Source organism: Sedimenticola selenatireducens DSM 17993 (genome assembly GCF_000428045.1).
GTDB classification, from domain to species: Bacteria; Pseudomonadota; Gammaproteobacteria; order Chromatiales; family Chromatiaceae; genus Sedimenticola; species Sedimenticola selenatireducens.
The window spans coordinates 36728-60742 of the sequence record NZ_ATZE01000003.1 but is presented as its reverse complement, the minus strand read 5'-3'; the positions used below and the strand labels follow the sequence as shown (position 1 = coordinate 60742).

The following is a 24015-nucleotide window of genomic DNA, read 5'->3' as shown; positions in this document are numbered from 1 at the left end:
CTATGTTGCATTTGCAGCATGTTAGTAGATAAGGATGTGCTGAATTGAGCAAAGACGCGGCTTCCAGCCGCTGCTGCTGTGCAGTATATGGGGAATTTTTCAGGCAGTGAAAACCCCGTTTACACTGGTCAAATTATTCCGAGTCTAAAAAATTGCGAGTGATTTGACGAATCCAAACCGGATACGGGTGTCTGTTTTTCCTAACCGGTCGACGCTATGGGAATCACATTGTCTGGAAGCCCACAAAAAGCTGGTACTCTTCCAGCTATCAAAAAAACGGGAGTGGCTATGAAGCAGTTGCTGGATGAGGCGGTGATGCAAGCGGGTAAAATCATTGTCGGCAAGGAGCAGACCCTGCGGCTGGCCCTGACCTGTCTGCTGGCCAACGGCCATCTGCTGATCGAGGATCTGCCCGGGGTCGGCAAGACCACCCTGGCCCACACCCTGGCCCGGCTGCTGGGACTGCAGTATCAGCGCATCCAGTTCACCAGCGACCTGTTGCCGGCGGATATCATCGGCGTCTCGGTATACCATCGGGGCGACGAATCATTCCAGTTTCATCCGGGACCGGTGTTCACCCAGTTACTGCTGGCGGATGAGATCAACCGAGCCACACCCAAGGCACAGAGCGCATTGCTGGAAGCGATGGAGGAGCGACAGGTAACCAGCGACGGCATGACCCGCAACCTGCCACAACCGTTCTTCGTCATTGCCACCCAGAACCCGGCCCACCAGATCGGCACCTTCCCGCTGCCGGAGTCGCAACTGGACCGTTTCCTGATGCGTATCCATATCGGTTATCCGGATGAGCGGGCGGAGCGGATACTGCTGAGTGGCGAGGACCGACGCAGTCTGCTGGAACAGCTCACCCCCTGCCTGACCCTGGAACAGCTGCGCGACCTGCAGCAGCAGGTAATCCAGGTCCATGTGTCGAATGCTTTGCTGGATTACATCCAGGCCCTGCTCAAATTCAGCCGCAACAGTCCGCGCTTCCATCACGGACTGTCACCCCGTGCCGGCCTCGCCCTGATCAACAGCGCCCGCGCCTGGGCGCTGCAGGCCGGTCATGCGCAGGTGCTACCCGAAGATGTGCAGGCGGTGCTCAGTGCCACCGTCGCCCATCGGCTACACTCCGGCAGTGACACCGGCGTGGCCGAGGGGCAGGGGCTGGCGCAGTTTCTGCTGGAATCCGTGCCGCTGCCATGAGGCTGAAGATCCCGGAGCGGTTTATCCGGCGCTGCCGCAGCGACGGGCGGGGCAGGGCCACGGTCGGCGCACAACAGATTTACATCATTCCCACCCGTCAGGGCCTCGGTTTCGCCCTGCTGCTGTTGCTGATGTGGATCGGCTCCATCAACTATGCCAACAATCTCGGTTTTCTGCTCACCTTCCTACTGGCCGGCCTCGGTCTGGTGGCCATGTTGCACACCTGGCGTAATCTGCTCGGGCTGACACTCCGCCCGGGCCGCAGTGCACCGGTATTCAAGGGCCAGCAGGCCTGTTTTGAGATCCAGATCAGCAATTCCCGGGACAATGAACGTCCGGGCGTCCTGCTGAACTTTGCAGCAGGTGATCCGGTCGCCGGCGACCTCGCACCACACAGCGAACAGACCTTTAGCCTGACCACTCGCGCCGAACGGCGCGGCCGTTTACCCATGCCACGCTGTACCCTCAGCACCCGCTATCCACTCGGTCTGCTGTATGCCTGGAGTTATCTGGAGCTGGCTGGCGAGGTCCTGGTTTATCCCGCGCCCGGACCGCACACCGCTATCACCAGCCAGTCCAGCTACCAGCCAAGTCCGCATGGAGACAAGGGGGTTGGCAGTGATGATTTTATCGGCCTGCGCAGCTACCGGCCCGGCGACTCGCCCCGGCAGATCGATTGGAAGGCCCAGGCACGGGAACAGGGGCTGCATACCAAGCAGTTCGGCGGTGATCGGGCTGATCTGCTATGGATTGACTGGGGGCATTACCCCGGGATGGAGACCGAAAGCCGGCTCAGCGCCCTGTGTCGGGCGGTGCTGGAGGCGACCGAACAGCAGCAGGCATTCGGGCTGCGCCTGCCAAACCTGGAGTTGAAGCCGGCCCGGGGCGATGCGCAACGCCGGGCCGCGCTCGCCGCACTGGCCCTGTTTGGTGAGCAGACATGAATCCACCCCCCCTCAACCACCGGTCGTTGCTCTCCCTCAGTCTGATCACACTGCTGGTGGTGGCGCCCCATTTTGCCCGGCTGGACCCGCGCATCAGCCTGGCGTTTTTCGCAGTCGTCCTGTTGCGCGTCACCAGCCTCTATCGGCCGCACCTGCGGCTCGGCCGCTGGCTACTGCTTGGTATCACCCTGGCCAGTGCGGCACTGATCCTCTCACTCTACCCGCTGCTGATGGGCCTGCCGGCCAAGGTTGCCCTGCTGTCCCTGATGATGGGTCTTAAGCTGATGGAGTGCCGACGACGGCGCGATCTCTATGTGGTGGTATTTCTCGGCTACTTCACCCTGATCACCCACTTCCTGTTTGATCAGGGGATGCTGCAGGTGGCCTATGTGGTGGTGATGGTGATCGCGCTCAGCGGTCTGCTGATCGAGGCCGGCCGTACCGAGTCCCATAGTGGCTGGCCGCTGCATTCACTGCGTCTGGCCGCCGGCATGACCGCACAGGCGCTGCCGGTCATGCTGGTGCTGTTCTTCCTGTTCCCGCGCCTCAATGGACCGCTTTGGAATCTTGGTGTGGACAACTCCACCGGTCAGACCGGTCTCAGCGACAGCATCACCCTGGGCAGCATCAGCCGGCTGATTCGCTCCCGGGCCGTCGCCTTCCGGGTCGATTTTGATCAGGCCATGCCAGCGCCGCCGCTGCGCTACTGGCGCGGACCCGTACTCTGGCATACCGACGGGCGGCGTTGGGGCCGTGCCGATCTGCCGAAGACGGCTCTAGTCAGCTACCGTAGCGACGCCCCACCGGTCAGCTATCAGGTGACCCTGGAACCCTCACCCAACGACTGGCTCTACGCGCTGGATCTGCCGGAAACCCTGCCCGCCGAGGCCAGTCTGCTGGCGGACTTTCAGATCACTGCCAAGGATATCCGCCAGCGGCGCTATCGCTATAGCGCCAGCTCGCGCCTGCAGTACCACACCGGTTCTTTAAGCGAACGGCAGCGCCGGCTGGGGTTGCAACTGCCCGACACGGTGACCCCGCGTATGCGGGCACTGGTGTCCCGTTGGCGAGCCGAATCCGCTGACGATCGCCAGCTGGTCAACCGGGCACTGCAATTCTTCCGCAACGAGCCCTTCCACTACACCCTCAACCCGCCCCTGCTGGAGACCAATCCGGTCGACCAGTTTCTGTTCGACAGCCGCCGTGGCTTCTGCGAGCACTACGCCACCAGCTTCACCCTGCTGATGCGACTGGCCGGTATCCCGGCCCGGGTGGTGACCGGCTACCAGGGCGGCGAGCGCAATCCCCTGGGCAATTACCTGATTGTGCGTCAGTCGGATGCCCACGCCTGGAGCGAGGTGTGGCTTGAGCAGAGCGGCTGGACCCGGATCGACCCGACGGCCGCCGTGGCCCCGGAACGCATTGAACGCACCTTTGAATTCGACCTGCAGGAGAATACCGCGCCGGGCAGCCCGGTCATCTTCTCGGCCGGTGATCACGATCTGCTGAACAGGCTGGCAAAACAGTTCGGGCTGGGGCTGGATGCAGCCAATGCCTCCTGGCACCGCTGGATTCTTGGCTACTCCAGTCAGCAGCAGCAACGACTCCTGCAACTGCTGGGCTTTGGCTCACTCTCGGCATTCAAGCTGGCACTCACCATGGTGTTGGCCGTCGCCGCACTGGTGCCATTATTGATCCTGCTGATGCGTTGGCGCGACCGGGACAGACCCGACCCGGTACAGCGCGACTATGGGAAATTCTGCCGCCGCCTGGCGCGCAAGGGGATAGCACGCCTGTCCCACGAGGGGCCGCAGGATTTTGCCCGTCGGGTGATCCGGCAGCGACCCGATCTGCAGCGACCGGTGAGTGCCATAATCGATCTCTACATCGCGTTACGTTATGGCGCCGAAGATGACCCGAAACAGCAGCGCCGGTTGCGCCAACTGGTGCGAAATTTCCGCGCCTGAACCGGGGTGACAGAACGCGTAGTAGGGGGCAGGCCCTGTGCCTGCCCCCTGTTTGGGTACCGCTCCTACCAGTTCTCGCCCAGCAGTTCGAAATGGGCCTGGGGATGGAGGCAGGCGGGGCAGACGTTGGGGGCCGCCTCACCCTCATGCAGATAACCGCAGTTGCGACAGCGCCAGACTACCTTGCCGTTGCGCTTGAACACCAAGCCCGCCTCCAGGTTGTCCGCCAGGGTCTGGTACTGTTTGTGGTGCTGTTTCTCGGCAATACTGATCGCCTCGAATGCCGCCGCCACCTGCTTGAAACCCTCTTCCCGGGCAACCTTGGCAAAGGCCGGATACATGTCGGTCCACTCATGCTCTTCACCGGCGGCGGCGTGACGCAGGTTTTCCAGGGTGCTGCCGGTCAGGCCGGCGGGGAAGGTCTCGGTGATCTCCAGATCGCCACCCTCGAGAAAATTGAAAAAGCGCTTGGCGTGCTCCTTCTCCTGGTTGGCGGTCTCTTCAAAAATGGCGGCGATCTGCACCAGCCCCTCCTTGCGTGCCGCACCGGCAAAGTAGGTATAGCGGTTGCGCGCCTGCGACTCGCCGGCAAAGGCGGTGAGCAGATTCTTTTCGGTTTGTGTTCCCCGGATACTCTTGTTCATGTTTTGACTCCAATAAAACCCGATTTTTCTATGTTTATTTTACCGTTATTGTCTTTGGGAATACCACCTGGAGACATAGGTGGCGAGCAGGATAGCGAGGAAGATGGTGGTCATGCCGATCACATGGTAGGACTGTAACCTCTCGCCGAGAAAGATCACCGCCAGCAGGCTGGCAAACACCGAGATCAGATTGGTGAACAGTCCGGCCTGGTTGGCGCCGCCGAGCAGTACCGCCTTGTTCCAGAAGTAGTAGGAGAGCAGTGAGGGGAAGATGGCCACATAGCCGAGGATCAGTACCGTATCGCTGTTCAGGCTGAAGGTATCGCGCCCGCTGATATCCCAGAGATAAAAGGGCAGGATACCGAAGATACCGATCAGAATCAGCAGCAGCAGCAGGCCAAGCTTATCCAGCTCTGGCGGCAGTTTTTTCATCAACACCGAATAGACGGCAAAGCCGAACACGGCCGTCAACATCAGCAGATCACCCGGGTTCAGCTGCAGGCTGGTAAGCAGCTGCAGGTCACCCCGGGAGACCACCCAGCAGACACCCACCAGGGCCAGCAGCATACCCAGCTTCTGCAACCAGTTGGCCCGCTCCTGGCCAAACAGCCAGGTCAGCAGAAACACCTCCAGCGGCATGGTGGCGCTTACCACCCCCACATTGATGGCAGTGGTGAACTGCAATGCCACATACTGCAGTGAGTTGTAGAGCGAGACACTGAGCAGGGCGAGCAACAGCAACAGCCACAAATGGCGGCGGTAATAGGCCAGATCCCGCAGGCAGGCACGCCAGGCAATAGGCAGCAGGATCAAAAACGCCAGTACCCAGCGCCAGAACGAGAGCTCAATGCCTGACATGTAGTTGATGGCAAACTTGCCCACCACCGCATTGCCGCCCCAGAACAGGGTGGTCAACACCAGCAGCAGCGCCGGCCGTTCCAACAAGCCCGGCGAACTCAATCCAGCCCGGACTCAAAGTGAGCGGTCGTTACCTCGAGCAGGGCCGAGTCGCGAATCTTCTCCGGCAGCGAGGCGACACAGGCGGTGATTACTGCATCCGCATCCGCGCCAAAAGCGCCCCGCTCGGTCATGAAGTGATCCAGGCCGGCACTGCCGCTGCGGATCATCTCCCTGGCCACCGCATGGGTGGCCAGGGTCTGCCCGGGATAGCGGTTCAACAGATAGGAGAAGGTGAAGGCAGTATTGGTCATGGCCTGGATGGAGATCCGCGACAGTCCGGCCGCCACTGCGAGACGGGCGGCGTAGATGGCATCCACGACCGCGTGGTGGATGCTGAAACCCTGCTCCCAGTTGTCTGTCGCAATGCCCTTGCTGAGTCCCAGCTCCCATTGGCGGGTGCCGCCGGCACCGCCGTTGAGAAAAGCGAGATAATCGAACTGCTCGTCGCCCCCCAGCCTGCCCTGATTGAAACAGTCGGCATGGATGGCGGCAGCGGTGGCAATGCCGTTCAGGCCATTGAACACCATGTGGTGACCGACCAGCTTGGTAATGGCTCCTGCCGCCGGCGAACTGCCAAAGTATCGGGGATGCCCCAGCCGCTGCAGCAGCGGCAGCAGGCGCTGATAAATCGCCGCATCGCCACTGGCCAGGATCAGCATCCCCTTGGGATCGGATCCACCCAGCTGAGCTCCCAGGGGTCCCCCGGTCAGGGGATAGTTGACATAGTCCACCTGTTGACTGGCGCAGAAGCTGGTCGCGGCCTCGGCGAAGTCGGGGCTGACGGTAGAGAGATGCAGGATGAAGGGACGGGTGGTCGATACGGCGCGTAAAAGGTTCGTCAGCTCGCTGATGATCGCCACATCGTCACCGTTCTTGCCGGCACAGACCACCACGCCATCCAGATCGCCATTGCCCACCAGCTGTTGCAGAGTCGGCACCAATTCCGCGCCATGCACCTGCCAGTCTGCCCGGTACCGGTCACGGCTGCCACCCTGGGTGCCCCGATCCTGCACCCGCAATACCCGGGCGGGTCCATCGGCGGTCAAATGAGTAGCGGCCGGACCGGCCATCATTCCCAGTCCGCCTACATAAGCAAGTTTCAACATGTTGTTTTCCTGTGCCGGTATGCGATTTCGTCGCCCATCTTACCAGATCACGGCCCCGCAATACCGGTACAGATGGCTGGGTATTCGCCGGTTTGCAATCCCCCGAGTTTCCCCGATAGAGTAAGGCATCTTGAGGCCGCAATCGGACAGGGTTAATTGATGAACAAGCCACTGAACCGGCTGCTGCTGGTCCTGCTGCTGATCGGGTTGGCGGGTTGTGCCTGGAAAATCTGGGAACAGGCGACCGCCTATGAGCAACAGACCCTGGCGATTATTCAGCAGTTGCAGACCACCAGTCAGCTGGAGAGCAGCGGTCGGCAGTTACTGGAGGCGTTGAGTTTCGGCCTTTATGACGGGTACAGCCAACAGCTCGAAGAGCTCAATCAGCAGAAAGCGCTGCAGGCCGCCTACAAAGAGTCGGTCAATCAACTGACGGCGCTGTTTCTGATTGATTCCGGGCTGTTGCTGTTGCTTGCCTGGCTGCAACGGCGCAGCGCCGGAGATCTCGGGTATGCCATGCTCTCGGTAGGCGTCATCTCCCTGGTGGTCGGTCTAACGACACCGATTCTCTCCGTCGAGGTAAGCAAGACGTTGCCGGTACTGGGTGAGACCGTGCTGCAGTTTCAATCCAAGGGGATACTCACCACGGTCAGCGGCCTCTGGGAGCATGGCAACCTCTGGCTGGCGCTGCTGCTGCTGCTGTTCAGCGTGATACTACCGTTGCTAAAGACCGCTGTCGCCTGGCTGACCCTGTTCAGCCGCACCCACCATCTCTCCCTGCGCGGACTGCACCTGAGCCACTATCTGGGCAAATGGTCCATGGCCGATGTCTTTGTGGTGGCCATCCTGGTGGCCTACTTCTCCAGTAATGCCGGCGGGTTGACCCACGCCGAGGTGCAGGCCGGCCTCTGGTTCTTCGCCCTCTATGTGGTACTTTCACTGCTCGGTTCACAACTGATCAGCCTGCAACTCCGGCAACTCCGGCAACTCCGGCAACTGCCGGAACAGGATCAATCACTCAGTTCACCCTGAGCATGCCGGCCTTGGCCAGCAGCAGTTCCCAGGCGGTTTCAAAACGCGGCGGGACCACCTGCTTGCGCCGCCGTCGCGGCAGGTCATTCACCAGACAGGCGCCGTCCGGCTTATCTTTCGGAAAAGCGCAATCGCCGGCAAACAGGACAATGCCGCTGACCGGGATGTTCGGCACCAGGGATCGGACCGTGGCGCAGATCAGTTGCAGCTCATGCAGCGGATTATTAAATCGGTGCGAGGTACCGCGCAATACCTGGGTCCACTGATCGGTATCCTTGCCACCGAAGATATTGCCTTCATACCAGTTGACCGTCACCAGCAGGATTCCCTTGTGGGTCAACACCACGTAGTCAGCCACCAGTACGCCATCGATACCGTCGGGTACCAGCAGGTCATGATGCACCTTGGGTCCCAGGCGCCGGATAGCCTGGCCGATCTGCCGCTGCTTCAGGGAGGCGACCAGACGGCGCCGGAAAACGATGACCAGTATCAGCAGGGCAATGGCCGACAGGGCCACCACCAGCCATTGGTACTGCATGGGGGTGAGGGAGAACATGGTTGATTATAAAAGCCTGTCCAGGGAATGTCGTAAACTCACAATATCCGGCTGATGCCTGATCTGTCAGCCGCGAAGTTTGGCCAACAACGCCGACAAGGACAACCCCTTTGTGAACTTTTGTGACCTATAGCCGGGCATCACCGGCCTTTCTTAACGGATAGATGGATTTGGGGATTCACAGCGGTTACCCTTCATTGTATGTAGTGGACAAGCTGAATCTTGTCAGTTGATGGAAACCGATGGAGATCCCATGCCACGCGCCTTCCTGGTCTGTCTCGGCCTGCTGTACAACCAGTTTTCGGCCTACCCGGCATCGGCCTACCCGGCACATACGTCGGATGCGCTAAAATTTGCGGTCCTCAACCCGCACCCGGCGGCCTTGGTGAAACAGGTACCCGCCACACTGGACAGCACCGACGAGATCATAAGGAATCCGCTACCGCTGGCCTTTGTTCCTGCCACCGAAACCGATTATATCCCCAACCACCGCTTCTTGCGTGAACAGGACAGACCGCAATGAGCCAGTACCAGCGCCTCTCCCTGTTCTGGAGACTGTTTCTGCCGATCGCCCTGGTGGTCCTCTGTACCGGAAGTTTACGCACCTGGATGTTCCTGAACGAGGAGCGTGTCGCCCAGACCCAGGCCATGCAGAATACCCTGGCGGTTGCAGCAGCCACCCTGCACCCGATCGTCACGAAAAGCGTCAACATCGGCGACTACAGCAGCATCCAGGAGCAACTGGACCGGGAGGTACAGCTGCGCCCCTACCTCAGCCGTGCCGAGTGGCGAATGGGGCGGGAACAGCTAATTGCCAAAACCGTACCCACTACCCAAACCATACCGTCCTGGTTTATTCGACTCTCCGGCATCAAGGGCTGCGAGCATCGCCAGCAGGTTCAGTCGGGCGGCGCGGATTATGGCGAATTGATTCTGCACTGTGACGCCACCCTGCCGCAGACAGAAACCTGGCAGCGGGCGCTTAACCGGGTGGCGACCCTGGGTGGCGTTATCATGGTGCTGTTTATTATCCTTGCGCTCACGCTGCGCACGTCACTTGTTGCGCTCACCCAGCTGGTGGACGCCTATCGCCGCTTCCTGAAAGACCACCATACCCGGGTTGCCGTGGGCGGGGCACGGGAAATTCAGCAACTTGGCAGCGCCTTCAACGCCATGGCCGATGAGGTGGAAGCCACGCTCAAGGCGCTCGCCGAGGCACAGGGACGACTGCAGAAGGAGGCGGAGTTAAACCACGTCACCCTGATGTCCATCGGCGACGGTGTAATTACAACCGATCCCACCGGCCTGGTGACCCAGATGAACCCGGTAGCCGAGCAACTGACCGGCTGGCCAGTCATGGAGGCCGTACAACAACCACTGACCGAGGTATTCCACATTGTCCAGGAGGGGACCCGGGAGACCGCTATCAACCCGATTTTTCGGCTTGCAGAAACGAATACTGTGGCCGCACTGGAGACCCATATGCGGTTAATCGCCCGGGACGGCAGCGAGACACCAATCGAAGATTCGGCCGCACCCATACTTCGTGAAAATGGCGACATTATCGGCTACGTTCTGGTATTCAGTGATGTGAGCGAAAAAAAGGCCCTGCAGAAAAAAATCGGTTGGCAGGCTACCCATGACGCCCTCACTAAATTACCGAACCGGGCATTGCTGGCCGATCGGCTGAATCAGGCGGTTGCTCGCAACGACCGCAGTCAACTCCTCCTGGCGGTGGGTCTGCTGGACCTGGATGAGTTCAAACCGGTCAATGATCGTCTGGGCCACGCCAGCGGCGACCAATTGCTGAAATTGGCTACCGCACGGATGCTGGAAACCTTGCGCGCCACCGACACGCTGGCACGTCTGGGCGGTGACGAGTTCGTCCTGGTGCTGTCCGACCTCACCTCTCTGAACGAGGCTGAAACCATCTTTGGACGCCTGCTCGATCGCCTGGCAGAACCCTATACCCTGGATGGCGAGGTGGCGCAGCTAACCGCCAGTCTGGGCTTTACCCTCTATCCGCTGGACCAAACCGACCCTGACACCCTGTTGCGCCATGCCGACGAAGCGATGTACACCGCCAAACATTCGGGCCGTAACCGTTACCAGCTGTTCGATGCCCAGCACGATCAGAAACGTCAGGCACGCCAGGAGCAGACCAAAGAGATACGGCTGGCGCTGGCGGCGGGGGAATTCGAGCTGTTCTACCAGCCCAAGGTGGATATGCGCCAAGGCAGGGTGACGGGATTCGAAGCGCTGGCACGCTGGCGCCATCCGCAACGCGGCATTGTGCCTCCGGGGGAATTCCTGCACCACATGGAGGACAACGAACTGGGCAGTGAACTGGGACGCTTTGTCCTGGACACGGCTCTCGGCAGGGTCGCTGAGTGGCACCGGGCAGGCCTCAACGACTGGTCTGTGGCGGTAAACATTGCGCCCCAACATTTTACCGCCCCCCATTTCCTTGATGACCTCAAGGACGCCATCGCCCATCACCCGGACGTCCCGCCCCAATGCCTGGAACTGGAAATCGTGGAGTCAGCCGCCATCGCCGACCTTCACCACGCCGCCAGAGTCATTGCCGCCTGCCATGAATTGGGCATCCGCCTGGCTCTGGATGACTTCGGCGTAGGGTATGCGTCTCTTTCATATCTAAAACGTCTGCCGGTGGATGTGCTCAAGATCGACCAGAGTTTTGTGCGCGATGTGCTGGATGACCCCGGCGACCTGGCCGTAGTGGAGGCGGTGATTACGCTCTCGACACTGTTCGGGCGCGATGTTGTGGCGGAGGGGGTCGAGGTAGCCGAGCAGGGGGTATTGCTGCTGCGTCTGGGCTGTCATATCGCCCAAGGTTACGGCATTGCCCGCCCCATGCCGGCAGACGAAGTTGCCGGTTGGGCCGCGACCTGGCAACCAGATCCGAGCTGGGCGCTCTGGGCCAATACGCAGTGGGAAATGAGTGACTTCCCGCTACTGGTGGCACAATACGACCATCAGCGCTGGATAAAAAGCGTGCTCAACACCCTTGACGGTGGCCGGCTATCGATCACCCAACAGGAGCTGACCAATCACCGCGCCTGCCGGCTGGGCCACTGGTATGAAAATCATGGCCGGCGGCGTTATGGCCATCTCACCACATTCCAGGAGATGGAACCGTTACATGCCGAGGTCCACCGCACCGGTCAGGAGATTCTGCAGCTGAAGGCGGAAGGCCGCCTGGCGGAGGCCGAGACACAGGCCCACTACCTGACGGAACTTAAGACACGTATCCTGGACTCACTCGCCAGCCTGCAACGGGAAGTGATGCGGACAGGGGTCGGTGCCGGGAAAAACCTGCCGGCTTAGGAAAGGCTATGTCCCGGTTACCTGCTGCATAAGAAGTGGTCTTTTTGTAGAAGCGGATTTATCCGCGAAATTCGCGGCTGAAGCCACTCCTATCGCTACGCTTGGTCGCCGCAGGGGGCTTTGAACTGTAGGAGGCCCGCCCCGGGCCGAATTCGCGGCGAGGCGCCGCTCCTACTGGGCAAATTACTAGGCCAAAACAACACCAACGCATAATTGGGACAGAGCCTTAAGAAGGCTCTATTTGCCAATACAGAAACTGCTGAAGATCTGCCCCAGCAGATCATCGGCAGTGAACTCGCCGGTGATTTCACTCAACGCCTGCTGGGCCTGACGCAGATCCTCCGCCAGCAGCTCGCCGGAACCCTGGTCCTGCAGCGCGGAACGACCAGTAAGTAGGTGCTCACTCGCGCGCTGGATGGCGTCCAGATGCCGGCGCCGGGCGATGAATTCACCCTCCTGCCCGCTATTGAAACCCATGCACTGTTTCAGGTGTTCCCGCAGCAGGTCGATTCCTTCCCCGGTCTTGGCGGAGAGTGCGATCTCGAATGCGGCGGCCGTCTCCCTGACAGCCGCCGCTGTCCCGCTCTGATCGATCTTGTTACGGATAAAGGTGACCGGGATGCCACCTGGCAGCAGGCTGGAGTCAAACGCCCGGTGTTGTGGATCCAGCTTGTCATCAAAGATCCACAGAATGCGATCCGCCCGGGCAATCTCCGCCCGGGCCCGGCGTATGCCTTCCTTTTCGACCGCGTCGCTACTCTCCCGCAGGCCGGCGGTATCAACAAGATGCAGCGGCATGCCATCGATCTGTATCTGCTCCCGCAACAGATCCCGGGTGGTGCCGGGGATATCGGTCACGATGGCCGACTCACGACCGGCCAGACTGTTCAACAGACTGGATTTGCCCGCATTTGGCAGACCGGCGATCACCAGGGTCATGCCATCGCGCATCAGCCGTCCCAGCCGGGCACTCTTGCGCACCGCCTCGACCGCGTCGATGATCTCCGCCAAGTCCCCGGCCACCTTGCCATCGGATAGAAAATCGATCTCCTCCTCCGGAAAATCGATGGCCGCCTCCACGTACATGCGCAGCAGAATCAACTGCTCCACCAACTGATGAATACGCCGGGAAAACTCACCTTCCAGGGAGCGCACCGCCAGACGGGCGGCGGCGGCCGTGCCGCTCTCGATCAGGTCGGCGATCGCCTCGGCCTGGGCCAGATCCAGCTTGCCGTTGAGAAAGGCGCGTTGGCTGAACTCGCCGGGCCGGGCCAGGCGCACGCCACAGGCCAGGACACGCTGCAGCAGCAGATCCAACACCACCGGGCCGCCATGGCCCTGCAGCTCCAGCACATCTTCACCGGTAAAGGAGTGGGGTGCGGGAAAGAACAGCACCAGCCCCTCATCGAGGACTTGTCCCTCGGCATCACGAAAACGGGCAAAGCGGGCTAAGCGGGGTTCCGGCAGGCTTCCGGTGAGGTTGATGGCAACGGTGGTCGCCAGCTTCCCGGAAATGCGGATGACGCCGACCCCGCCCATACCGGGCGGGGTCGCAACCGCGGCTATCGACTCCTGTGCATCCACAGGACTGGTTGGATCAGGCCTTGGCGGCGGCATTCTCAATCTGACGGGTGATGTACCATTGCTGCGCAATCGACAGCACGTTGTTGGTCACCCAGTAGAGCACCAGACCTGCCGGGAAGAAGGCGAAAAAGACGGTAAACACTACCGGCAGCGCCATCATGATTTTGGCCTGCATGGGATCGGGTGGTGCCGGATTCAGCTTCTGCTGGATGAACATGGAGACACCCATGATCAGTGGCAATACGAAGTAGGGGTCCTTGATGGAGAGATCCTGTATCCAGAAGATGAACGGCGCCTGGCGCAGTTCCACGCTCTCCAGCAATACCCAGTAGAGGGAGATGAAGACCGGGATCTGCACCAGGATTGGCAGGCAGCCACCCAGCGGATTGATCTTCTCTTTCTTGTACAGCTCCATCATGGCAGCATTCAGACGGGTTTTGTCCTCGCCGAAGCGATCCTTCAGGGCCTGGATGCGCGGCGTCATGCGACGCATGTTGGCCATGGATTTGTAGCTCGCCTCGGATAGCTTGTAGAACAGCGCCTTGATCAGCAGGGTCAGCAGGATAATGGAGAGGCCCCAGTTGACCACCACACCCTGAATCTGCTTCAGCAGCCAGAAGATCGGCTGGGCAATGACGGTCAGCCAGCCATAATCGACGCTCAGATCGAGTCCCTTGGAGATCGCCTTCAGTTCATCCTGCAATTTGGGACTGGCGACAAAACCACTGCTGAAGGTGTGGTTGGCGCCCTGTCCGACCGTTACCGCCGGTGTGTAGGCGCCCAGGACATAGCGCTTGCCGGGCAGCACATTGGTGTAGAAGGTGTCGGTCTGATCTTCAGGTGGAATCCAGGCACCGAGGAAATAGTGCTGCAGCATGGCGATCCAGCCGCCTTTCACCTCACGGGAGAGCTTGGACTCTTCCATATCCTCAAAAGAGATTTTCTCGTATTTGTTCTCTTCGCTGTAGATGGCGCCGCCGGTATAGGTATAGAGCAGTTTGGAAGCGGCACTGTTGTTTTCCGGTGGTGTGCGCATCAGCTGGCGGTATTCCCGGCCGACCCAGGGTTTGCCGGAGCCGTTCTGCAGAATATGCTGAACCGTCACCAGGTAGCTGCCGCGCTGATAGGTATAGCGCTTGGTCACCGTGACCCCTTCCGGGCTGGTCCAGTGGAGGTCGACACTCAACTGGTCCGCTCCGTCCGTCAGTTCATAGCTGTTACTGCCGGCCTGATAAGGGGTCTCATGACTGGGTGCCGTACTGCCTTCACCGGCAATCAGGCCGGATTGGGCGACGAACAGTTCCGGCACTTCCGGTTTCATCAGCTGGAAGCTGTTCTCCTTGTCTCCCAGGGAAGCCGGATAGTCATTGAGAAAAACCTTCAGCACATTACCGCCAACCGTGCCGATCTCCATGGTATAGAGATCGGTTTTTACCGTGATGGTCGGTACGGCGGGACGAGAGGTGTCGGTTGTCGACATGGGCACTGCCGCGGTCGAGGAAATCTCCGGCACCGAAGAGGGTGTTCCGTTGTTTCCAATGGCTGGTGACGCCGGAATCGCACTTGGCACGGAGGAAGTGGTATCGGCCTGGCCGGTACTTGTCTCGGTTGTCACCGTGCTCTGTGGCTTGGCGCCATAATCCTTATCCCACGCCTGCCAGAGCATCATCAAAATGAAAGCCAGTGCGAAAAACAGTATCAGGCGAAGGTTATCCATGGACTATCTCAAACTCGAATTAGGAAGTTGCGTCGGCCAATCGGCAAAGGCCGTATTATGGACTGAAATCATGCTTAAGCGGAGTCTTTTCCGATCTCAATTCCTGACAGCCGATATTGCCTGCACAGCCTTTGTCCAGTGCCGGTCGAGAGAGTCACGCAGTTGATGTATATTGGAAAGGTCAATTCCGCGAGCACACATCACAACCAGATCCAAACCCGCCAAATCGTGCTGCTTGAGTCTGAAACTCTCTCTGATCAGTCGCTTGACCCGATTTCTGTCAACGGCCCGCTTCAGAATTTTTTTGGCTACCGCTGTTCCCAGGCGTGCATTCATCTTGCCATTAGCCAGAAACAGAACGGTAAAACAGCGGTCTGACGATCTGCGGGAATTCTGGAAAACCCGCTGGAATTCAGCAGGTTTAAGCAGCCGCAGATCCCGACCGAAACTTGCCTTGCGATCTTGCAAAGCAGTTCAGAAACTCAGGGTGCCAGACGGTCACGTCCCTTTGCACGACGCGCATTCAGTATCTTGCGGCCATTGCGTGTAGCCATACGCGCACGAAATCCGTGATTACGCGCGCGCTTCAAGTTGCTCGGCTGAAAAGTTCTTTTCATGACAAATACCAGGTAATTAAATAAGCAGGGCCTGATCTAAACAAGCACAGGAAAAAGCCCCTAAAAAAGGGCGCGTATAGTACGATGCGATGGTAGCAAATGTCAACAATAATGCGCCCCAGCATTTTCGGCTAACCCGCTGATTTCTCAGAAACTATGGACTCACGAATGTAGGGACCGGAAAATCGGCCGACGATTGTCATCGGGAGTTGCCCAATCTGCTGAAGAAAAACCAAATCTTTATAAAAAACAGTTTTTTAGCCCCTGCTCTGGCCATACCGACCTGATATGGACAATACATTTTATCCCTGCGCAATAGCTATGGATAAGCCATAAAAAGCGGAGTAAACTTTTGCCTCCGCAGTTCAGATCACTTCACCCTGATCTCAAGGATCATGGCCGGGTCGCTGTGGCATATGGATTTATGGCATTCAGCAAAGTGGACCGGCAGCGATTGTCGCCCGGGGTCCCCGCATCACCACGAAAAGAGAAAATCCTTTCTCATTTTCAAAAAGAGAGTGGATAAAGCGTGAATTTTTGGAGCAAGTGCACTGATCGCCTCGAGCATGATCTGCCACAACAGCAATTCAATACCTGGATTCGCCCACTGCAGTCTATCGAGGATGCACACAGCATTCGCTTGCTGGCGCCCAACCAGTTTGTCCTGAACTGGGTGCAGAACCACTATCTCAACGAGATTACCGAGTATCTGCACAGTATCGCGGGGACCAACGCACCCGCTATTTCTCTGGAAATCGGTAGCAAGGGCAATACACAAACCAGTGTGGATACCAGCCAGGATTCAGCGCCAAATCAGCGACAGAATCCACGACCGAGTGTGCGTCAGAGCGAGGACGCACCGATGCCAAGCAATCTCAATCCCAACTTTGTTTTTGATACCTTTGTCCAGGGGAAATCAAATCAATTGGCCAGAGCGGCCTCGATTCAGATCGGCGAGAATCCCGGTACCGCCTACAATCCGCTATTCATCTACGGTGGTGTAGGACTGGGTAAGACCCACCTGATGCATGCTGTCGGCAACATGATTGTTAAAACCAATCCCCATGCACGGGTCGTCTACGTACATTCCGAAGGTTTTGTCGCACAGATGGTGAAGGCGCTTCAGCACAACACCATCGATGAATTCAAGCGCCGATTTCGCAGCGTAAACGCACTGCTGATAGACGATGTCCAGTTTTTTGCCGGCAAGGAGCGGTCGCAGGAGGAGTTCTTCCACACCTTCAACGCACTGTTTGAATCCCAGCAACAGATTATTCTCTCCAGTGACCGGTTCCCCAAGGAGGTATCCGGCCTTGAAGAACGACTCAAATCCCGTTTCGGCTGGGGACTGACGGTCGCTATCGAACCTCCTGACCTTGAGACGCGCGTCGCCATTCTGAAAAGCAAGGCAGACCAGCTGTTTGGCGTGGATCTGCCCAATGAAGTGGCCTTTTTCATCGGAAAAAGGGTGCGCTCCAATATCCGGGAATTGGAGGGCGCCCTGCGTCGAATTATTGCCAACGCAGAATTTACCGGCCGGGATATCACGCCGGAATTTGCCAAGGACGCCCTGCGTGACATGCTGGCCGCGCAGGATAAACAGGTTACGATCGAGAATATCCAGAAGACCGTCGCAGAGTATTACAAGATCAGGACTTCCGAATTGTTATCTTCCAAGCGGAGCCGCACCATCGCCCGACCGCGCCAGATAGCCATGACGTTGGCAAAAGAGCTGACCAATCATAGCCTGCCGGAAATAGGCGAGGCTTTTGGTGGACGCGACCATACGACCGTACTCTATGCCACGCGCAAGATAGCCGAGCTGAAGGAAGGCGACAATCGGGTTGAAGAGGATTATGGAAACCTGTTAAGAACTCTCACCAGTTAATGTGGATAAACTGTTGATGTTTTTGCAACAAAACAGCATGCTTTAGTTATCCACAGCTGATCAACATCTCTCAGTACCACTCATACGGATGTTATCAACAGAGAAAATTCATTATAACTGTATGAAAAATAAGAAAAAATGCTGTTTGATCAACAATAAACCCGCTGTGTAATAATAACAGTAAATTTATATAAATATATTATATCTATTAAAGAGTACTTCGCCATGAAGATCGTTACCACAAGGGATAATCTGCTTAAACCACTTCAACAGGTCGGTGGAGTTGTTGAGAGAAGACAGACCTTACCGATTCTCGCGAATGTCCTGATCAATGCAGGCAATGGGAAAATCAATATCACAGCAACCGACCTCGAGGTTGAGATGAAAACTACCACCGTTGTCGATTGTGATAACGAAACGGATTTCACCCTGCCCGCCAGGAAGCTGCTTGATATCTGCAAGGCACTGCCGGAGGAGTCCACGATTGAACTGAATGTGGAAAACGAGCGGGTGGTAATCAAATCAGGGAGAAGTAGATTCACTCTTGGTGTCCTGCCGGCCAACGACTATCCGTCTATCGAGCCATCGGCGAGCAGTCATCGATTTACCATCACTCAGAAACTATTAAAACGACTGATAGAAAAAACCCAGTTTGCCATGGCGATTCAGGATGTACGCTACTATCTGAATGGCCTTCTGCTGGAAATGAATGAAGGACTGATACGCGCCGTGGCAACGGACGGACATCGGTTGGCGCTCAGTGAAGCAGAGTGTGTGCTGGGTCAGGAGACGGGGCTGCAGGTGATATTGCCCAGAAAGGCCGTTTTGGAACTCGCCAGGCTCTTGAGTGATTCCGAGGATTTGATAGAAATAGATGTCAGTAGCAATCACATAAGATTTACCATGGGTGAGACCAGCTTTACTTCAAAACTGATTGATGGGAAGTTCCCTGACTATCAGCGTGTCATCCCGATGAATACGGACAAGGAAATTACCGCCGACCGGGATCAACTGAAGCAAGCCTTGATGCGCACGTCCATCCTTTCCAATGAAAAATACCGCGGCATAAGATTCAACTTTTCCAGTGGCCTGTTGAAACTGCTGGCGCATAACCCGGAACAAGAAGAAGCCGAAGATGAAATGGAAATCAACTACCAGGGTGATGAACTGGTCATAGGCTTCAATGTTGGATACCTGATTGAAGTGCTCAATGTGATTGAAACAGAGTCTGTAAAATTGTCCCTCAGTGATTCCAACAGCAGCTGCCTTATCCAGAACATGGATAGCGAACAGTGCCGCTATGTCATCATGCCGATGCGTCTCTAAACTCTCAAACCGGGACTGGTGTCAGTGCCAGTCCCGCAACCGAATATCCCATCCCCCGGAATAACGGGAACACCCCGTGACCATCAAGCAGCTAAAAATCCAAAATCTCAGAAATATTGCTGAGGCGGATGTTCAATTTTCGGACGGCATCAACTTCGTCACGGGAAAAAATGGCTCGGGAAAAAGCACCTTGCTGGAAGCGGTCTATATGCTTGGTAGAGGTCGTTCTTACAGAACCGCAAAATTTGGTCCAGTAGTTAGACATGGCGAAAAATTTCTGACCCTTTATGCCGTCTCCTTCCTCGAGAGGGAGCATCGTATCGGGATACAAAAAAGCGCGACACAAACAAGTATCAGAGTCGACGGGGAAAATGCGACCCGACTTTCCTCTATCGCCAAGATGACTCCACTGCAGATCCTTACTCCGATGTCTCATGAAATACTCGAGCGCGGCCCGGAGTATCGCAGGCGATTTTTGGAATGGGGAGTGTTCCACGTGGAACCATCCTACTTCACCGTCTACAAGAAATTTACCAAGGCCCTGAAACAACGGAACATTGTGCTTAAAACTGCTCCAGATACGGTGGCAAGCTGGAATCATACATTGGGGAAGTTGGGGGAAGAGTTAAACAAATTACGTGAGAAATATTTTACCGATCTGCAAATCGCTCTCGCGAATGAATTACGGGCACTGGATATTCAAGGCAATATCCAGATGTTCTGGAAGAGGGGATGGGAAGACGGCTCGCGACTAGAACAGGTGCTAGGAGATAAACAACCCTCGGATATAAGGCAAGGATATACTCAGGCGGGCCCGCAGCGTGCAGATATAAAATTGATATTTGATCAGCGTTCCGCATTTACATCGATTTCACGCGGTCAACAAAAGATGATCATTACATCCCTACACCTTGCACAAGCTGCAATCACCAAACGGTTTACCGGTAACCACCCAATACTCCTGTTCGATGATCTTGTGGCAGAACTCGATGTGGATAACAGAGATAAACTGTTGCAAAGGATAAAACAGATCGGGTGTCAAGCCCTTATTACAACTACCGAAGAGATATCGAACGAACGGTATCCTGGATGCGTCATTATCCGCGTGGATTCCGGTGATATACGAACAACCAATCTTTGATGATGGCATGTTCCACGTGGAACAGTTGTGATTAATGAATAAATCTGAATGCGGTATGGTGTATAATGAGCCGTTCGCAAATAGGAGTTTTACATGAGCTACGACTCGTCAAATATCAAGGTGTTGAAAGGTCTGGATGCGGTGCGCAAACGGCCTGGTATGTATATTGGTGACACTGATGATGGCACCGGACTTCACCATATGGTGTTTGAAGTCGTGGATAATTCTATTGATGAAGCACTGGCTGGCTATTGTACCGAGATTACCGTGGCGATACTGGATGATGAGACCGTCAAAGTTACGGATAATGGTCGAGGAATCCCTGTAGATATTCACCCGGAAGAGGGACGCTCCGCTGCCGAAGTGATCCTGACAGTCTTGCATGCTGGAGGCAAATTCGATGACAACTCCTACAAGGTTTCCGGGGGGTTGCACGGGGTCGGCGTATCGGTGGTGAATGCCCTATCTGAAAATCTGAAACTTTACATACATCGGAATGGACATATCCATTACCAGGAGTATGTACATGGTGAACCGCAAGCACCATTGGCCGTGGTGGGAGAAACCGATAAATCGGGTACGGAGATTGTATTCAGGGCCAGCAAGCAGACATTTACCAATATTGAGTACCACTATGACCTGCTGGCGAAGCGCCTGCGCGAACTGTCATTTCTGAACTCGGGAGTTCGTATAAGACTGTCCGATGAACGCAACGATCGACAGGATACATTTGAATATGAGGGGGGTATCAAGGCCTTTGTTACCCATCTAAACCGCAAAAAGACACCGCTGCATGAAACGGTTTTTGACTTCTCTATAGAAAAAGATGATGTGGTCGTGGAACTGGCCATGCAGTGGAACGAGTCATATCAAGAGAATATTTTCTGTTTTACCAATAATATTCCACAGCGTGATGGGGGGACACACCTTGCCGGTTTTCGTGCGGGCCTGACTCGAACCCTCAATCAGTATATTGATCAAGCTGGATTGGATAAAAAACAAAAAGTTAATACCTCGGGTGATGATGCCCGAGAGGGGTTGACGGCGGTCCTTTCAGTCAAGGTGCCTGACCCGAAATTTTCATCCCAGACAAAAGATAAACTGGTCTCTTCCGAAGTGAAGGGGATCGTGGAGTCCGTGCTGGCAGAACGGCTTGGCTCCTTCCTGCTGGAGAACCCGGGAGAGGCGAAACAGATCGCCGGGAAAATGATAGAAGCGGCCCGTGCCAGGGAAGCAGCAAGAAAAGCGCGTGAAATGACCCGCCGTAAGGGCGTACTGGATGTTGCTGGATTACCGGGAAAACTTGCTGATTGCCAAGAGAAAGACCCCTCATTGTGTGAAATTTACCTGGTGGAGGGCGACTCAGCCGGCGGTTCTGCCAAACAGGGCAGGGATAGACGTACCCAAGCAATCCTGCCGCTGAAAGGAAAAATCCTCAATGTGGAGAAGGCACGTTTCGATAAGATGCTCTCATCCGCAGAAGTAGGTACGCTGATAACCGCACTGGGTTGCGGAATCGGCCGCGAAGAGTTTGATCCGGATAAATTGCGTTACCACCGAATTATCATCATGACGGATGCGGATGTGGATGGAGCGCATATCCGTACGCTGCTGTTGACTTTCTTTTACCGGCAGATGCATGAATTGATAGAGCGCGGACATGTTTATATTGCCCAACCTCCACTGTATAAGGTGAAAAAGGGTAAACAGGAGCAGTACCTGAAAGATGACAATGACCTGAATGCTTACCTGCTTCAGGCGGCACTGGATAATGCGGAACTCTACGTCAGCAAGGATGCGCCGCCCCTGTCCGGGCTCTCCCTTGAAGAGCTGTCCAAGCAACATCTCTCCACCATGGCGACCGTGAAGCGAATTGGAAAACGCTATGATGCCTCGGTGATAGAAAAACTGATCTATATGCCCAGGCTTACGGATGAGTTGATAGCTGATCAGCCTGGCTTCGATAATTGGCTGAGGGAGCTGGAGTTGCGCCTTAATGCGGAACAGAACATCTCCAACCGATTTGAGATTGGCTCTCAGACGGCAACGGATGATCAGGTGGCACAAATCAATGTTATTCAGTATGTCCACGGGATAAACACGGAATCGGTTATTCCACTGGATTTCTTTGGCAGCAGTGATTATCGGAGAATGGCTGAAATGGGTGAAAAGCTGGATGGGTTACTCTCTGATGGCGCTTACATAAAGCGCGGCGAAAGACAGAGTGATATCAGCAGTTTTTCCCAAGCCCTGGGTTGGCTAATGGATGAGGCGAAGCGGGGACAACACATTCAGCGTTATAAAGGCCTGGGAGAGATGAATCCCGACCAGCTCTGGGAGACAACGATGAACCAGGAGTCGCGAAGATTGCTGCAGGTTAACATTGAAGATGCTGTCGGAGCGGATGAGATATTCACAACGCTGATGGGCGATCAGGTAGAACCGCGAAGAGACTTTATCGAGAAGAACGCCTTGACGGTAGAAAATCTCGATGTCTGAGACTATTCATCGCTATGACTATAAGGCGCTGTTGTGTATGGGTCGAACCGGAGTCAAGTTCATGGATGAATAATCCGTTGCCCGGGTAATAGGTAACTAAAATCAAATAAATAAAAAGGGCCGATAAGGCCCTTTTTTGGTTTTGCTGAAAGCCACCTGCACTATGATGATAGTGAACACTTACACTCTGTCTACTGTATGTGGGACATGGTCTGCTCTATCCAGGTTTCTACTTCTTTGTTGATTTCGGCAGCCTTTCTTCCGGCTGTGTGAATGGGGTCCCCGACGATGACCTTGATAACACCCGGGTATTTGCGAATATCGCGGCGTCGCCAGAATGATCCCGCATTGTGGGCAATGGGAATTACCGGTGCTCCACTCTTTTCGGCAAGCAGTGCGCCCCCCATACCGTAACGCTTGCGCTCTCCCGGGGCGACTCGTGTTCCCTCCGGAAAAATAACCACCAGTCGGTGCTGCCTTAACCGTTCCAAGCCGATATCTATGACTTGACGTGCCGCCTTGCTGCCGGCTTTGCGATTGATGGCAATCGGCTGCACGGTAGCGGCCGCCCAGCCGAAAAAGGGTACCCACATCAGCTCCCGTTTCAGCACCCAGGCCTGTTCGGGGGGAAGCAGCCAGCGCAACGCCATGGTTTCCCATGCTGATTGATGTTTGGCCAGAATAATGGCGCCGGATTCAGGGATTTTTTCCAGACCGTCAATTTCGTAATCGAGGTTACACAAAAGCTTAAGAAACCAGATATTGACCCCGCCCCAGGCATTGGCAATCTGGCAACGTTGGCGATAGGGCAATAGCCAGCCGATGATTGACAACAGTCCGGCCAATACCACGGTAGAGAACAGCAGGCTCACCAGATAGAGTAAAGATCGAATTAATATCATTGCATTTATTCTTCTTGTTTCAACAATTCAGCCACTGCTTCGCTCAGGTTGTCATAAATTGGAATTGCAGGATCGAGCTTGGGATCAGCTTCCGTTTTAGTGCCTTTACCGGTGCGTACCAGGATCGGCCGTGCACCGACCGCCATCGCCGCCTGTAAGTCGCGCAGACTGTCACCGATGCAGGGAACTTTTTCCAGACTGGTGTAGAAACGATCAGCGATTTGAAGTAGCAAACCGGGCCTGGGTTTGCGGCAATCACAGCCCGATTTGGGACCATGCGGGCAGAAAAACAGCCCATCGATACGTCCACCCTCGCTGGCCAGCGCCAGATTCATCTTGCTATGGATGGCATTCAGGGTATCAATCTTAAACAGTCCACGTGCCAATCCGGACTGATTGGTTGCGATCACCACCCGATAGCCCGCCTGGTTAAGTTTCGCAATGGCGGTCAGGCTGCCCGGAATGGGGATCCATTCATCAGGTCTCCTGATATGAGTATCCGAGTCCTCGTTGATGACGCCGTCGCGATCCAGGATTATCAGCTTCGTATTATGCATGTAAGTATGTACTTACTATGG

Annotated in this window: 20 protein-coding genes; 10 read left to right on the top strand and 10 right to left on the bottom strand. The window is 56.2% G+C overall.

The genetic code is table 11. The features are described from left to right. Positions 1-288 precede the first annotated feature (288 nt). The 3 genes from A3GO_RS0103350 to A3GO_RS0103340 are packed head-to-tail and all read left to right on the top strand — an operon-like array spanning position 289 to position 4117. The gene (locus A3GO_RS0103350) at positions 289-1206 is read left to right on the top strand and encodes an AAA family ATPase (protein WP_029132196.1); all 918 of its coding nucleotides are present in this window, start codon (positions 289-291) and stop codon (positions 1204-1206) included. Further along, positions 1203-2150 (top strand): DUF58 domain-containing protein, encoded by a 948-nt coding sequence (locus A3GO_RS0103345; protein WP_029132195.1) that lies wholly within the window; start codon positions 1203-1205, stop codon positions 2148-2150. The genes A3GO_RS0103350 and A3GO_RS0103345 overlap by 4 nt, the downstream gene beginning before the upstream one ends. After that, entirely contained in the window at positions 2147-4117 is a 1971-nt protein-coding gene (locus A3GO_RS0103340) for a transglutaminase TgpA family protein (RefSeq protein WP_029132194.1), read from the top strand. Before A3GO_RS0103345 ends, A3GO_RS0103340 begins: the two co-directional genes overlap by 4 nt. Before the next feature lie 65 nt (positions 4118-4182). On the opposite strand, the gene rbr is transcribed toward A3GO_RS0103340, so the two are convergent. From rbr to A3GO_RS0103325, 3 genes are read right to left on the bottom strand one after another with little or no spacing between them, the layout of a single operon-like run. Next, entirely contained in the window at positions 4183-4761 is a 579-nt protein-coding gene (rbr, locus tag A3GO_RS0103335; protein WP_029132193.1) for a rubrerythrin, read from the bottom strand. 45 nt (positions 4762-4806) lie between these two features. Further along, entirely contained in the window at positions 4807-5706 is a 900-nt protein-coding gene (locus tag A3GO_RS0103330; RefSeq protein ID WP_029132192.1) for a DMT family transporter, read from the bottom strand. 11 nt (positions 5707-5717) lie between these two features. Next, positions 5718-6827 (bottom strand): NAD(P)-binding domain-containing protein, encoded by a 1110-nt coding sequence (locus A3GO_RS0103325; RefSeq protein WP_029132191.1) that lies wholly within the window; start codon positions 6825-6827, stop codon positions 5718-5720. A gap of 159 nt (positions 6828-6986) precedes the next feature. Here A3GO_RS0103325 and A3GO_RS22355 point away from each other — a divergent pair, with 159 nt between their 5' ends. Further along, complete coding sequence (locus A3GO_RS22355; RefSeq protein ID WP_084609723.1) at positions 6987-7859, top strand: paraquat-inducible protein A; 873 nt, start codon at positions 6987-6989, stop codon at positions 7857-7859. On the opposite strand, the gene A3GO_RS0103315 is transcribed toward A3GO_RS22355, so the two are convergent. Next, complete coding sequence (locus A3GO_RS0103315) at positions 7846-8415, bottom strand: nuclease-related domain-containing protein (RefSeq protein WP_029132190.1); 570 nt, start codon at positions 8413-8415, stop codon at positions 7846-7848. The genes A3GO_RS22355 and A3GO_RS0103315 overlap by 14 nt on opposite strands. Positions 8416-8668: 253 nt before the next feature. Here A3GO_RS0103315 and A3GO_RS0103310 point away from each other — a divergent pair, with 253 nt between their 5' ends. Both A3GO_RS0103310 and A3GO_RS22350 read left to right on the top strand, forming a co-directional pair. Then, positions 8669-8938 carry a hypothetical protein gene (locus A3GO_RS0103310; protein WP_157606696.1) on the top strand — a complete coding sequence of 90 codons (270 nt, stop codon included), beginning with the start codon at positions 8669-8671 and terminating at the stop codon, positions 8936-8938. Then, positions 8935-11763, top strand: coding sequence for an EAL domain-containing protein (locus A3GO_RS22350; RefSeq protein WP_051301793.1), 2829 nt, complete (start codon positions 8935-8937; stop codon positions 11761-11763). The genes A3GO_RS0103310 and A3GO_RS22350 overlap by 4 nt, the downstream gene beginning before the upstream one ends. A gap of 237 nt (positions 11764-12000) precedes the next feature. On the opposite strand, the gene mnmE is transcribed toward A3GO_RS22350, so the two are convergent. From mnmE to rpmH, 4 genes are all read right to left on the bottom strand, one after another. Continuing rightward, complete coding sequence (mnmE, locus tag A3GO_RS0103300; RefSeq protein WP_051301792.1) at positions 12001-13380, bottom strand: tRNA uridine-5-carboxymethylaminomethyl(34) synthesis GTPase MnmE; 1380 nt, start codon at positions 13378-13380, stop codon at positions 12001-12003. Beyond that, positions 13361-15064: a membrane protein insertase YidC gene (gene yidC / locus A3GO_RS0103295; protein WP_029132187.1), complete on the bottom strand. Its 1704-nt coding sequence runs from the start codon at positions 15062-15064 to the stop codon at positions 13361-13363. The genes mnmE and yidC overlap by 20 nt, the downstream gene beginning before the upstream one ends. A gap of 96 nt (positions 15065-15160) precedes the next feature. Further along, on the bottom strand, positions 15161-15532 hold the full coding sequence (rnpA, locus tag A3GO_RS26810; protein ID WP_029132186.1) for a ribonuclease P protein component: 372 nt from the start codon (positions 15530-15532) through the stop codon (positions 15161-15163). A gap of 14 nt (positions 15533-15546) precedes the next feature. Then, on the bottom strand, positions 15547-15681 hold the full coding sequence (gene rpmH / locus A3GO_RS25635; RefSeq protein ID WP_084609721.1) for a 50S ribosomal protein L34: 135 nt from the start codon (positions 15679-15681) through the stop codon (positions 15547-15549). Positions 15682-16210: 529 nt separating this feature from the next. Between rpmH and dnaA the strand changes: the two genes are divergently transcribed. The 4 genes from dnaA to gyrB all read left to right on the top strand — a co-directional run bounded on the left by dnaA (position 16211) and on the right by gyrB (position 22535). Beyond that, on the top strand, positions 16211-17569 hold the full coding sequence (gene dnaA / locus A3GO_RS0103285) for a chromosomal replication initiator protein DnaA (RefSeq protein ID WP_029132185.1): 1359 nt from the start codon (positions 16211-16213) through the stop codon (positions 17567-17569). A 225-nt stretch (positions 17570-17794) separates the two neighbouring features. Continuing rightward, positions 17795-18895 (top strand): DNA polymerase III subunit beta, encoded by a 1101-nt coding sequence (dnaN, locus tag A3GO_RS0103280; RefSeq protein WP_029132184.1) that lies wholly within the window; start codon positions 17795-17797, stop codon positions 18893-18895. 76 nt (positions 18896-18971) lie between these two features. Continuing rightward, the gene (gene recF / locus A3GO_RS0103275) at positions 18972-20036 is read left to right on the top strand and encodes a DNA replication/repair protein RecF (protein WP_029132183.1); all 1065 of its coding nucleotides are present in this window, start codon (positions 18972-18974) and stop codon (positions 20034-20036) included. Positions 20037-20129: 93 nt separating this feature from the next. Then, positions 20130-22535: a DNA topoisomerase (ATP-hydrolyzing) subunit B gene (gene gyrB / locus A3GO_RS0103270; protein ID WP_029132182.1), complete on the top strand. Its 2406-nt coding sequence runs from the start codon at positions 20130-20132 to the stop codon at positions 22533-22535. A gap of 191 nt (positions 22536-22726) precedes the next feature. Here the strand turns inward: gyrB and A3GO_RS0103265 are convergent, their stop codons facing one another. Both A3GO_RS0103265 and gmhB read right to left on the bottom strand, forming a co-directional pair. After that, positions 22727-23437 (bottom strand): lysophospholipid acyltransferase family protein, encoded by a 711-nt coding sequence (locus A3GO_RS0103265; protein WP_029132181.1) that lies wholly within the window; start codon positions 23435-23437, stop codon positions 22727-22729. Positions 23438-23442: 5 nt separating this feature from the next. Continuing rightward, positions 23443-23994: a D-glycero-beta-D-manno-heptose 1,7-bisphosphate 7-phosphatase gene (gmhB, locus tag A3GO_RS0103260; protein WP_029132180.1), complete on the bottom strand. Its 552-nt coding sequence runs from the start codon at positions 23992-23994 to the stop codon at positions 23443-23445. Positions 23995-24015: the final 21 nt, after the last annotated feature.